We start from the raw sequence: 12,811 nt of genomic DNA, 5'->3' as shown, positions 1-12,811 counted from the left end.
ATAAAAAGGGCTTTCCCAATTAGAAGGCCCTGAAAAGTTATTCAAGAATCAGGTAACAAGTTACAATTTTTGATCACATATTAATCGAAGAATATATCATTCTTCAGTATCAGTCTAGTAATGTTAAGATTGAGCGATATTAAATTGCACGTAAAAAATAGAACCCGACGGGCTACTATCAATATATAACGATGCCTGATGACGTTCGATAATGGTATAACAAACGGAAAGCCCAAGGCCTGTGCCGCATTCTTTAGTGGTAAAAAAAGGCGTACCAATTTCATCTAAGATATCGGAAGGAATTCCAGTTCCCTGGTCTTGGACAGCCAGAATAGCATAATCATCTTGCATATAGGTGTAAATTGTTAATGTTTGGTTGGGTTGCATAGCTTCTAAACCATTACGTACGAGATTAATCAACAACTGCCGAATTTCATTTTCATCAATCAAAATTGGCGGCAGCAAGCCTAACTCTAAAATAACATTTTGATTAAGACTCTTCGCATCTGCTAAAATAAGTGGATATAATTGCGTAAGAATCGTATTTAACTGTTGTTTCTTTAGCGAAACTCTTTTATCCTTACAAAGTGCCAGATATTCGGTAATAATCGTGTTGATTCGATCCACTTCCTGTAACATCATGAGTGTGCGTTCTTGATCCCTTTTAAATTGTTTTTTATACATCAGTTGCAAATAGCCACGTATTGTCGTTAATGGATTGCGAATTTCATGAGCTAGATTGGCAGCCATTTGACCAACAATATGAAGACCTTCCAGGCGACACATCTCTTTTTCCAAATGCTTTCGATTAGTAATATCACGGGCAATACCTTCTAATGAGGTTACCATTCCATCATTGTTTGTAATAGTAACGTTTTGTAACTCAACCCATTTCACGGAATGATCTTTGCATAGTATTCGTATAGCTAAGGACTGTGTAGGAGAAACAAATGAGCGAATGAATTTTTTAAACAAAGGCTTGTCATCAGGATGAATTAATTGTAGCGGTAAAACTGGGTTGTCATAAAATTCCCGTGGCGTAAATCCTGTTATGTTGATCAATGACGGACTTACATAATCAAAGTGTCGCACAGGATACAGGCAAAAGCGATAAATGATAGCTCTAGCATTTTCCGCCAACAAATAAAGGTTCTTTTCACTTTCCAATAATAATTCTCTTACCTGTTGAGAGTACATCATAAGCATACAGATGCCAATTGATACACGCAAAATGGCGTCGAGCGCATAAGCCCATGGCGAAAGCCATTCGATAGTTCGTAGGAAAGGAAAGTCAAAATGGTGTAATCCCAATAATATAAAGGGAATGACGGTGATGCATCTGACTAAATGACTAATGTACAGATACTTATAGAGAATGAAGCCTGTCCAAATGTAAGTGCTCCCGTAAAAGGTAGACGTCGGTAATGCATAAATAGTGAAAGGCCAGCCTAATAAGACGCCACAGTTGCTTACCACTGTACACAATATAGCCGCACCTAACCACCATTTGGGAATTTGTCTACCCACAAATACACATGTACCCCAAACAAGTAACAAGCTACTGCCTATAGACAATAGTTGATAGCACAAAAGTACCAGCAATGAAATTGAACCAGATAACATCAGAAGATCAAGTAACGTCTGCAACAAGCAGGTCAATATACTTCCAGCCCATAAAGCCATATATTGCTCTTTATAGCGAGTATAGATATAAGCATAAACAAGAAACATCACAGATAAACCAAAGGCACTAAGAAAAAAAGATATGAACAAGAGAGTCATGTCATTCAGCCCCCAAAGCGGTTTTATAACAACTGTAGATGTAATATATCATGTTATATTTACCATTTAAATACAAATACCTTCCTTTTTTTGTAATAATAAGTAATAATTGATAAAACCAAAAGGAAGATTTCTATTTTTTGTCATAATCATTACAATAAAATACATTACCAAATTATTTACCTGACGCACAAAAACACGGCTTTTCCACTTATAAAATGGATCGGCCGTGTTTTTGTGTTTATTACAATTCCACATTTAAACCTTATTCACTATCAAAAGCATTCAATGCAATTGGCAATGCTTGAATAACAACGTTTCCCGTCGCCGGCAATCCAATCAAAATAGCACTGATAATTTCGTCGCGGGAAGCACCAAGCGATTTAGCATGTTTGACATGAAAAGGCAACCCGCCTTCAAGCCTTAATGCCGCCAGTACAGCAATATAAGCAATTTCCTCGGTCTTTGAATCCAGCTTACTTGCCAAATCCAATTTTTTAACAGTATCCATCCAAACTTTTTGATGTTCAGGTGCTTCACTCATAAAGGTTTGAAAAGCGTTACTGACTAATGATTTATCACTCATTCTCTTTCCTCCTAATCATGGAGACGGTTCTACCGCGTCCTATTTTTTACAGCATCTTCCATATAAAAACTTCCAAATCCATTATACTAAAAACTAAAGCCCCCTGTCGAAAAATAACACCGCTTACAACTTAATTGTCACTGCCTCCTTCAATCTATCTATAAGATATGTTTCTGCGAAAATACACTTACAATCACCAAGTTGAATATGAGGCTTATTTTTTCCATGAAAATCACTGCCACAAGTAATAATAAGTTTATTTTTCTCTGCTTTGTTTTGAAAATACGCTACTTGATCAGGGGTGTGATAACCACTGAAAACTTCTATCCCCCTAATCCCTTCTTTGATGATATTATCAATCATATCCATGTTATTTCTTAAATTGTCACCAGGATGTGCTATAACAGGAATACCCCCTCTATTATTAAATATCACAACATACATTTCATTATATTTACTAGTATAAAAACAATATCTGTAAATCGATAACTAACTATATTCGTGTAGTTCTAGAATTTCAATAATACGCCTTCAAAAATATGTAAAATAGAAGATGTCCTATAGATAAAAAAGTGAAACGGCACTCCTTTGAAAAGAGTACCGTTTCATAGCTACTTTGCTATAATCCACGATTTTATAAATAAGAACTTCCTTTTGTATAACGTCGAGCACCAATATAATGCTCTACATAATAAGTTTGATTTAAAGCAGTAATCGTTACTTTTTTAGCGCTGGAACTCGCGTTAATAAAATTGCCATCTCCCATGTAAATGCCAACATGAGAAGCACCTGGTTTATAGGTTGTAAAAAACACCAAATCGCCAGTCTGAAGATTGTCTTTGTCAACGGGAGTGCCAACAGCAAACTGCTCTGCCGCAGTTCGTGGAAGGCTTATACCATTTTGTTGCATGACATATTGTGTAAATCCAGAACAATCGAAACCGTCTGTCGTGGTTCCTCCCCAAACATAAGGAACACCCATATATTTCTTGGCAGTACTGATAATCGCATTTTGAGTGTCTGTTTGCGAAGCAGTTGAAGAACTACCTAAATCAGAAGAATTCTTCGGGACATTGGTATTACTATTACTATTGACATTACTATTCACATTCGTATTTTGTAACGGATTTAAAAAATTTCCTAACAGGAGATTTAGAAGCGTGCTTATGAAGTTGTCGCCAGATCCGGACGACGAAGTGGACATTGTCCCCGCCGTTGCTAGTGATAAGACATCAGTAAGGGAAGCGGCATTGGTCTTTACAGGCGAAACAGACATGATGACACATAAAGAAAGTGCCACTATAACTGATTTATTATATAATTTCATTCTATTGTCCTCCGCTAAATTTTCTAAGTTATTGATAAAACATCATAATACACTTCATAATAGCACATTTTATATATTATGTAAACTAATTTATTTGAAACTATCATGGCTGGCATTCTGCTACAATACCAGCCATGATAGTTTTCTGTATTTGAGTCACCTACCTATGTTTCAGAGACAAAGGTGGCCTAATTGATAACCTTTTTAGAACCTCTCCAGATGCTAAATCCGCTGTCTGCTCATTGTTTGGTTTATTCTCCTTGAGCATCAATGCCATCATAGCGCCTAACACAGCCAGCCCAGCCGTAATGAGAAAAACATCGCTATAAGCCATCACAGCAGCTTGCTTTGCCACTAGGTTTTTTAAAGTAGCCATCGCAACCCCATAAGCTTGTTCAGAAGGCATCCCATTATGCGTGAATACCATCTGAATTTGCGTTAGCACCTGTTTTGCAGCCTCAGAAGAAGTATTAATATGATTCGATAGAATTTGCCCATGAAATAACTGCCGTTGATCCAACAGCGTTCCCATCATCGCAATTCCAACACTACCGCCTACATTTTTAAATAAGTTAAACACACCGGAGCCCACCCCGGTTTTTTCTTTAGGAACCGTCGCCAGCGCGGCATTAGATAAAGGCGACATAGTCAGTGCCAGTCCGACGCCCATCAATACAAGTCGAACCGCTATAAACGGGTAGGCTGTCAAATCGGTCATGGTGTGGAACGAATACATGGCAAGCGAAAGAATTATCATTCCTATCACGGTAGGAGTCCTGGCATCTACCTTATCGGCTAATTTACCACCGAGGGGCGCTAATAATATCATCGCCCCCACTAGTGGGAACAATGACATTCCGGCTCGAATCGGAGTGTAGCCAAGAATATTTCGCAAAAAAAACGGGATCAGAAACAGACCTCCATACAAAGTCATAAAGGTTAGAAAGGCAACGAAGTTTGCAACAATGAATGTGGTGCTCTGAAATAGATCCAAACTAACTAATGGATACTCCGCACGGTTTTCAACATAAATAAAGGCCGCCATACTTACTACCGTACAGGTAAACAATCCGATAATATAGAAGGAGGTCCACCCTTCTTTTGCCCCTTGATTTAGCGCAATAATTAAGCTGCTTAGGCTAGCTACCATCAGCACCCCACCAAGATAATCAATTTTATCTCTACAACCGCTTACCTCTGACTCTCTCAAAATGAAAATTGCCATCAAGATACCGATTACGGAAAGAGGAACGATACTGCTAAATAACATCCGCCAGCTTACATATTCAACAATATAGCCGCCGATAATCGGCCCGAGTACACCGCCGGCCGCTGCGAAGGCTCCCCACATTCCCAACGCCTGCCCCCGCTCATTCGGTGGAAAAGCATCAGAAACCAAGGCCATGGCATTAGGAAAAAACATCCCGGCTCCAATTCCTTGAATCGTTCGAAACAGGATCACTGTTGCACGACTCCAAGCTAACCCCACCATCAAGGTAGCTACCGTAAATACGGCAAAACCAAAAATATACATTTTCTTACGTCCAAATTGATCGCCCAATTTACCCATAATAGGTAACGTAGCACCATAAGGGATCATATAAGCCAACAGCACCCAAGTTACGTTATCCATCGTAAACCCAAACGTATTCATCATGTTAGCTAGAGCAATATCAAGAGAGCTGCTGACATAGCCACTCAAAATAGTACCGAGTGATACAATAAACAGCACCAGATATTTATTTGGTTTATTATCACTACTATCTTTCATGTCGCACCCCTACCTTACATGAATGTCAACTACTGCCGACATACCCGGTTTCAAAACGGCATTTTCCGCATCGTTAACCTTAATTTTGACAGTCAGCCGCTGAGTGACTTTGGTAAAGTTGCCTGACGCGTTATCTGCCGGAAGCAGTGAAAATTGAGAACCCGTAGCAATTCCTACATCGCTTACCTCTCCCAGAAGTGTTTTCCCCGGATAGGCATCAATTGTGAAACTTACTGTTTGTCCTAATTGAACCTTGCCAATAGCCGTTTCTTCAATATTGGCCTCTACCCATGAATCTGATGGATTTGTAATACTAAAAATGGGTTGACCAACCGAAACGATCTCGCCCTGATCAACAGTTACTTTTGCAACAACACCGGCAATTGGTGCAACAATAACTGAATTATCCAACTGAAGCTGTGCACTCTTGAGCGCGGCTGCTGCCTGCGCAACTTGCGCTTCGGCATATCTAATATCTTGCTCCGTTGCCCCTTCAGAAACAAGACTATAGCCTTGAGATGTTGCCTGGTATTGCGATTCAGCAACCTTTAGTGCAGTAAAAGCAGTATCTTTTTGTTGCGCAGAAACCGCACCTGTATTATAGAGAGTCTCAATCCGTTCATAATTTCTACGAGCATTCTCTAAGTTTGCACCAGCCTGATCAACAGAAGCTCCCGATTGAGCTAACTGCTGAGGACGATTGCCGACTTTCAAAGAATCTAACTTAGCCTGCGCAGATGCCAAATTTGCTTGGGATTGCTCTACTTGAATTTGAAAGGACTTGTTATCAATTTTAGCCAGCACTTGCCCTACCTGTACGGTATCCCCTTCTTTGACAGGCATTTCGTCTATTTGACCGGAAACCTTAGCACTAATCCCGACAATATTATTTTTTACACTCGCATCGTCAGTGGAAACAACACCGCTGGATTTAAACCACCACCATCCGCCACCAATTACAATTATCGCGCTAAAAGCCCCTGCAACAATTATCCACTTTTTCCTTTTATTTGCTGCCTGTTGTTTATCCATGACCTTCACTCCTACATTTATTCTTCAAATAGAAATTTACGAATGGCTTGCTGTCTGCGTTCTATTTCTAAAAATTTGGCATACACCTTTTCCTGTAAAATCTGTACATAATTGCGACCGCTCGGCGTAATTATATAAATCCTTTTACTGCGAGTAGTGGGATTTTCCCACTTTCCCTCAAGATATCCCTCTTCTTCCATTGTTCTTAACAGTGGATATAAAAAATTAGGATTAGGTTGCAGCGTTTGCTGGGTGATCCGTTTTATTTCTTCCGCAATTTGATTACCATAAGCGGATTGCCTGGCTACTATTTTCAAAATGAATAACGCCGTAACAATTTTAATCCACGTCTTCGATTCTTTATTTTTGATAAAGGACATATTCTACTCTCCTTTTTAGTTAACATAATGTATTAACTTTAACAGTATTAATATTAATAACTCGGGCTACTTATGTCAAAATGTATTTAATGTAAAATAGGGAGATAAATGGAGACAAGAAAATCCCCTTCTAAGCACAAACGCATACACCTTTGATCAGCAAAGGTGTATGCGTTACCTCTTATCCAAAGTCCCTTTGGTTGTTTTGTAAAAAAATTACAACTACAATAACTACAGAAATCAATAGAATAAAAACAAGATGACTCCACAGAAATCATCTTGTTTTTATTGCATCAGCCTTTTGTATTTGTCCTTGACATGATCTAGGTTAAATTGAACTTAGTCTTAGAAGTGCCATCTCAAATTGGCGTCAAATTCGCCATCCGTTCCTTGGGCATTGTACATTGGTTTGAGAGCATAGTAGTCAAAATTGCAACTCATCACTTTGTTGAAGTCATGGTGATAATTATAATATTCCCCCTTGTAGCCATTTAGAAAAGCAGAATAGTTCGGGAAGTATTCACCGCCAATTAGGGAATTATCCAAATCCGTGGCATTGGCTTTTACGTGATTATACTGCACGGTAACACGATTCTTTTGATCAAATTTGTAGGTTGCACTGAAATCATAAGCATCATTTTCAGTAGCGGCATTAGATCTAACATATTCACCCGTCCAGGTCAGGTTATCATTGCTTTTAATTGTAGTATAAGCACTCCAGTAATTGGATCCAGCATTAGGATTCACAAGAGTAGCGGCACCGCCGTTCGGCGCGGCCTTCCTGCTTGCATAAACAACACCAAAGTTAACGTTTTTAGCAATATCCTGACTCAGGTCGACACCAAACCATCTTTGAGTAGGGTCAAGTCCAGACTGAGGATAAGTATAACTGGTTTTACCGGCAACAGCCTTAAGATTAACTTCACCCAACTTATTAGTAATAACAATGCCGTCGAAATAACTCAATGGAGAAGCCCAGTCAACGCCGGAATATAATACACCGCCCAGACCGAGTTGGGCGCTTTGACGGCCGAGTGAAAACTGCCAGCCATCAAACGTGGTTCTAACACCGAATTCATCCAGCTTGAAATCGTTCGGGCTGGAATCATGCGTAGTATTGCCTAACTGTCCGACTTCGCCTGCAACACGACCGAAGACATTGGTAAAATCATTCGCCTTCCAGTCAAGAGTGATGCCGACTAAAAAGCGATTGCCATAGCCAGTTACGGTACTGCCATCAGATCGATGGAAGGCCCGATCCTGGTTGCTGCGGTATTCATACTTAAAATTACCGCCAACTGTAAGTGGATTCGGAGCTGCTATAGAAGGAGTGCGGGATACGCTGCCCACAGCATTAGGTGGTGCTACAGCACTAGGTGTAGTTGCAGTAGTATAAACTCCCAGATTATTCAGTTCCACTTTAAATTCTGCGGACAGTTTATCAATGACTGCTTTTTGTTCAACATTTGCTTTTTTCTCATTAGCCATTGCTTTAGCAACATATGTAGCCAGTTCATAACGAGTCAACGTTTGATCTTTACTGAAATTAATATCCCGATATCCTTCAAAGACCCCCGCTTGAACCAGATTTCCTATTGCATCATAAGTCCAGTTACTTGTCGGAACCAGTTCAAAGGGATTAGCAAAAACCGTTGTTGATAAGCTTAACAAGGATCCTAGAATTAGGGTTTTCAGTAATTTTTTTCTCATGTTACACACTCCTCATCATAAGCTTTCTCTTGTAATTGCAATATAACAGGATAAACAATTAAGAGCTACATTACCTCCTCAGATAATCATGGCATGTCGAAATTACCACTAAAAACGTTATGCAGTGATTGTCTCTTCGTAGTTCACCCCCTTGAGATTAGTAATTCAATTTAGCAAATTACGTGGATATTCCATTGGTTAATTTTTCCTAACTATATATATGCAAATAATATACCAATTAATTTTTCCGTTTATTATTTTCGCATTTACAATATACAAACGATAAATATCCGCCTTTGTGTCTCCCTTTCTGTATAAAACTTTCTCGAGTACGCACTAAAATAAATTCAAATGTAAGGACCACTTGGCATAAAACACAAATTAAAAATATTTATAGGTTTATTAGGATAGCATGCTCACCTATTTATTAACCTAATTAAGGTTTGTCCTGTATTTATGCTTAACACCATCAAAAGCCCGAACACCCGCTTGCAGAAGTGGGTGTTCGGGCTTTGATAAATAAATTCAATTTATTTGATTGCTGTCATTTTCGGCACAGCTTTTGCATTACTTTTAAAGTGGAGGAATTCATACAATATTAAATAAAAATTGTCAAGGAGGATGATCAACAATGAAAGATGCCGTTTTAAAACGATTTTTGCGTTATGTAGCAGTAGATACACGGTCGGAATATGAAAGCGAAACTTATCCTAGCACGCTTAAACAACTAAAATTGGCCGAAATGTTGCGCGATGAATTGATTGAAATAGGTGCGTCACAAGTCGAATTGGATCAACACGGTTATGTGACAGCGAAAATTCCGGGTAATTTCGAGACAAATGCACCGACTATCGGATTTCTGGCGCACTATGATACTTCGCCTGATGTGTCTGATGAAAATGTTAAGCCGAAAATCGTAGCAAACTATGACGGCCAAGATATTATTCTTGATGAAGCTGGTAATTATATTCTGTCACCGCAGGACTTTCCTGAACTTTTAAGTTACAAGGGACAGACATTGATAACTACTGATGGCAATACCTTATTAGGTGCTGATGACAAAGCTGGCATCGCCGAAATAATGACTGCCATCGAATATCTTCTGCAGCACCCCAAGCTCAAACATGGACCGTTATGTATCGGCTTTACACCTGACGAAGAAATTGGCGATGGTACTAAGTACTTCGACGTTGCTAAATTCGGTGCTGAAATTGGCTACACCATAGATGAGAGTGGATTTGGCTCAGTTAACTATGAAAATTTTAATGCCGCCAGTGTAAACATAGTCATCAAAGGCCGCAATGTTCATCCTGGTTCTGCAAAGCACAAAATGATAAGTGCTTTGCTTATCGGAATCGAATTAAATCAAATGTTGCCGATGTTTGACCGGCCAATGTTTACTGATGGTTATGAAGGTTTTTATCATCTTACCGATTTTAGGGGAAGTGTAGAAGAAGCGGTACTTAATTATCTCATTAGAGAGCATGACCGGGAAAAATTTGAACAACGAAAGATTCTTATGCAACAGACAGCCGAATTTTTGAAAATAAAATACCCGAAAGCCGAAATTCATTGCGAGATTACTGATAGCTATTACAATATGCGTGAGAAAATTGAGCCAGTTGTACACATTGTTGAAAAGGCCGAACAGGCAATGCGTGATACCGATATTATTCCTGTGACAATACCAATTCGGGGTGGCACGGATGGTGCACGATTGTCGTTTGAGGGGTTGCCATGTCCAAATTTATTCGCCGGCTATCATAATGCACACGGACGTTATGAATATATTCCGTTGGAATCGATGGAAAAAGCCGTACAGACCATTATTCGATTGATACAGTTGTATGCTGACGAACCCCGTCCACTTTGATTTACTGTGGAAATTTTCTGGCACAATCTTTGTATATATTAAAAAAGGAGAAGGAGTACTATGTCTGAAAATAAGAACGATGTTATTTCATCTGAACCACCGATGTCACCACACAAAGAATATCAGGAAATCAACTCTTATGTCGTATTTTGGGGACTGTTTTATGCTGCTATATTTGCTTTAGCAGTTGGCTATCTTTGCCTGAAAATAGGCCAGACTGTTGACGCTTTTGCTCCGGTTTCAGTAATGGCGATGGGTATGGCTGTCATGCTGAAACGCAAAAACGCTTTTCCGGAAAATGTACATATTCAGGCCATCGCCAGTGCGGGTACCAATGGTATTGGCGGTGCTATGTTTATCCTACCCGCTTTTTATATTCTAGGAAATGATCATCTCAGCTATTTTCAACTGGCAGTGCCCATTATCCTGGGTAGTCTCCTCGGCGTTCTGATCGCCGCCATATTTCGCCGCTATTTTTGCGAAGAAATGCACCATGCCTATCCCTTCCCGCAAGGACGGGCTGCTGCTGAGGTTTTAACTTCAGGAGAAGGCAGTAAAGCCAAACTTATGGTATTCAGCGGAGCTGTCGCCCTGATTTATGATTTTATCCTTAATAGCCTTGGCTGGTGGCAGGAAGTGATCTCAAGCGCTACGTTTAGCTGGGGGCAGCAACTGGCAGATAAAGCTAAACTGACCTTCAGCTTAGACAACGAATCGGCACTGCTAGGCATTGGTTACTTTACCGGGCTGCGCTATGCTGCTATCATCACTGCTGGCTCATTTTTTTCCTGGTTCGTCTGCATTCCAGTTATTTATTACCTGGCCGGCGATCACCACATGCTAGTGAACGGTAAGGATATTCTGCTGGCCACTGCACCCATCCCTGCAGTATTTCGCGAGTATGTACGCCACATCGGTATTGGTATGCTGGCCATGGCTGGCGTTATTGGACTTTTATCTATGTCAAAAGTCGTAGCCAATGTTGTAAAAGTTATTATGGCTGGTTTATTTAAAAAAAATGATGGCATACAACAATCTCTACAGCGTACTCAAAAAGACATTCCCATGCCCCTTATTGTCAGCGGTATCATCGGCATTACTTTTTTATTTACCGTGTTTTTCCATATCTTTTTCGCCCAAAGTGCACTGCAAACACTGGTAGCAATGGCAATTGTTTTAGTTTTCACCTTCCTTTTCTCGGTTGTTGGCATAAGTTCTATTGCTTTTACTGGCACTGAACCAGTGTCAGGTATGACTATTTTCATGCTTATCGTATCTGCAGTAGTCCTGGGCAGTACCGGAATGCATGGCAATTCGGGGATTACAGCAATTTTAATGATGGCGGCTTTTCTTTGTACTACTTTAGGTGTAGCGGGCAATTTCATGTCAGAGCTTAAAGTCGCTCACCTACTAGGGGCAACACCGCGCAAAATGCAGCAGTGGCAATTAGTTTCCGCTACTTTGACGGGCGTCTTGTCCATTGGAGTTCTCTTACTGCTTAATCAAGCCTATGGTTTTGTCGGTCCGGGAGCCTTGCCAGCGCCGCAAGCCAATGCCATGGCCGTTATTATTCAACCCTTGATGGAAAACGGAACTGCTCACTGGCCTCTCTATTTGGCAGGCGGCTTCTTTGCCATCATTCTCTGGATGCTTAAAGTTCCACCACTAGCTTTTGCCCTTGGTGCCTATCTGCCGATGGAGATCAATACGCCACTTTTGGTGGGGGGACTTATTTCGTATTTCGTTTCTCACAGCAGCAAGGAGGATATATTAAATTCTTTGCGTTTTAACCAAGGGCAAACGATTGCTTCAGGTTTCATAGCCGGTGGTGCCATTGGCAGCCTGATCAGTGCCATATTGCGCATAGCGGGTTTCAATTATTTTCTGGAAAAATGGGTAGAAACACCTGCGGCTACTTATCTCGGTGTCCTCTTTTACCTGCTGCTTTGTGCTTTGCTTTATAAAAAAGCTATGAATGCCAAACCTGCATCTAACGATGCAAGCTTAGCAAAATCAGTAAGCAATTGACCAATATACAAATGAAAAACAAACAAAATTAGAGGAGTCTAGATTCGATCCAAGAATTCGAAAATTAGCTAAAAGCCAAATTGGTTATTCCACCAATTTGTACGAGGGCAAAACTATTACATTTGAATCATTGGGAATAAGACGTATAGCGATTTCAAAAAAAGTTGAGCATTCGTAAAAAAGACGAATGCTCAACTTTTTTTGATAGTAAATTTTATCAATCACATTAGGTTAATGAATAGGATGACATGCAACCTATTCATTAACCTAATTAAGGTTTATAATATATATAATCGATACTAATTCATACCATTAATTACAT

General features: G+C 39.9%; 10 protein-coding genes. 2 read left to right on the top strand and 8 right to left on the bottom strand.

Annotated elements, in window-relative coordinates; all coding sequences use genetic code 11:
• Positions 1-123: 123 nt before the first annotated feature.
• The 8 genes from Ga0466249_RS04670 to Ga0466249_RS04635 all read right to left on the bottom strand — a co-directional run bounded on the left by Ga0466249_RS04670 (position 124) and on the right by Ga0466249_RS04635 (position 8,588).
• Entirely contained in the window at positions 124-1,782 is a 1,659-nt protein-coding gene (locus Ga0466249_RS04670) for an ATP-binding protein (RefSeq protein ID WP_215828259.1), read from the bottom strand.
• Positions 1,783-2,047: 265 nt separating this feature from the next.
• A complete protein-coding gene (locus Ga0466249_RS04665) occupies positions 2,048-2,368 on the bottom strand; it encodes a carboxymuconolactone decarboxylase family protein (protein ID WP_215828258.1) in 321 nt (106 codons plus the stop codon).
• Between the two features lie 123 nt (positions 2,369-2,491).
• Entirely contained in the window at positions 2,492-2,803 is a 312-nt protein-coding gene (locus tag Ga0466249_RS04660) for a PHP domain-containing protein (protein ID WP_215828257.1), read from the bottom strand.
• 199 nt (positions 2,804-3,002) lie between these two features.
• Positions 3,003-3,695: a C40 family peptidase gene (locus tag Ga0466249_RS04655; RefSeq protein ID WP_215828256.1), complete on the bottom strand. Its 693-nt coding sequence runs from the start codon at positions 3,693-3,695 to the stop codon at positions 3,003-3,005.
• A 160-nt stretch (positions 3,696-3,855) separates the two neighbouring features.
• Positions 3,856-5,466: a DHA2 family efflux MFS transporter permease subunit gene (locus tag Ga0466249_RS04650; protein ID WP_215828255.1), complete on the bottom strand. Its 1,611-nt coding sequence runs from the start codon at positions 5,464-5,466 to the stop codon at positions 3,856-3,858.
• 9 nt (positions 5,467-5,475) lie between these two features.
• On the bottom strand, positions 5,476-6,498 hold the full coding sequence (locus tag Ga0466249_RS04645; protein ID WP_215828254.1) for an HlyD family secretion protein: 1,023 nt from the start codon (positions 6,496-6,498) through the stop codon (positions 5,476-5,478).
• Positions 6,499-6,515: 17 nt separating this feature from the next.
• Entirely contained in the window at positions 6,516-6,878 is a 363-nt protein-coding gene (locus tag Ga0466249_RS04640; RefSeq protein ID WP_215828253.1) for a PadR family transcriptional regulator, read from the bottom strand.
• Between the two features lie 345 nt (positions 6,879-7,223).
• The gene (locus tag Ga0466249_RS04635; protein ID WP_215828252.1) at positions 7,224-8,588 is read right to left on the bottom strand and encodes a hypothetical protein; all 1,365 of its coding nucleotides are present in this window, start codon (positions 8,586-8,588) and stop codon (positions 7,224-7,226) included.
• Between the two features lie 631 nt (positions 8,589-9,219).
• Between Ga0466249_RS04635 and pepT the strand changes: the two genes are divergently transcribed.
• Both pepT and Ga0466249_RS04625 read left to right on the top strand, forming a co-directional pair.
• Complete coding sequence (pepT, locus tag Ga0466249_RS04630; RefSeq protein ID WP_215828251.1) at positions 9,220-10,461, top strand: peptidase T; 1,242 nt, start codon at positions 9,220-9,222, stop codon at positions 10,459-10,461.
• Positions 10,462-10,521: 60 nt separating this feature from the next.
• On the top strand, positions 10,522-12,489 hold the full coding sequence (locus tag Ga0466249_RS04625; RefSeq protein WP_215828250.1) for an OPT family oligopeptide transporter: 1,968 nt from the start codon (positions 10,522-10,524) through the stop codon (positions 12,487-12,489).
• Positions 12,490-12,811: the final 322 nt, after the last annotated feature.

The sequence above is a fragment of the Pelorhabdus rhamnosifermentans genome (assembly GCF_018835585.1).
Lineage (GTDB): Bacteria > Bacillota > Negativicutes > UMGS1260 > UMGS1260 > Pelorhabdus > Pelorhabdus rhamnosifermentans.
Note: the sequence above shows the minus strand (reverse complement) of the source record. Positions and strands in the feature narration are given on the sequence as shown.

What these genes read in the sequence shown, in the direction of transcription:
- Ga0466249_RS04670 (WP_215828259.1), bottom strand. Translation starts at nt 1,782, where the DNA reads ATGACTCTCTTGTTCATATCTTTTTTTCTTAGTGCCTTTGGTTTATCT.
- Ga0466249_RS04665 (WP_215828258.1), bottom strand. Translation starts at nt 2,368, where the DNA reads ATGAGTGATAAATCATTAGTCAGTAACGCTTTTCAAACCTTTATGAGT.
- Ga0466249_RS04655 (WP_215828256.1), bottom strand. Translation starts at nt 3,695, where the DNA reads ATGAAATTATATAATAAATCAGTTATAGTGGCACTTTCTTTATGTGTC.
- Ga0466249_RS04650 (WP_215828255.1), bottom strand. Translation starts at nt 5,466, where the DNA reads ATGAAAGATAGTAGTGATAATAAACCAAATAAATATCTGGTGCTGTTT.
- Ga0466249_RS04645 (WP_215828254.1), bottom strand. Translation starts at nt 6,498, where the DNA reads ATGGATAAACAACAGGCAGCAAATAAAAGGAAAAAGTGGATAATTGTT.
- Ga0466249_RS04640 (WP_215828253.1), bottom strand. Translation starts at nt 6,878, where the DNA reads ATGTCCTTTATCAAAAATAAAGAATCGAAGACGTGGATTAAAATTGTT.
- Ga0466249_RS04635 (WP_215828252.1), bottom strand. Translation starts at nt 8,588, where the DNA reads ATGAGAAAAAAATTACTGAAAACCCTAATTCTAGGATCCTTGTTAAGC.
- pepT (WP_215828251.1), top strand. Translation starts at nt 9,220, where the DNA reads ATGAAAGATGCCGTTTTAAAACGATTTTTGCGTTATGTAGCAGTAGAT.
- Ga0466249_RS04625 (WP_215828250.1), top strand. Translation starts at nt 10,522, where the DNA reads ATGTCTGAAAATAAGAACGATGTTATTTCATCTGAACCACCGATGTCA.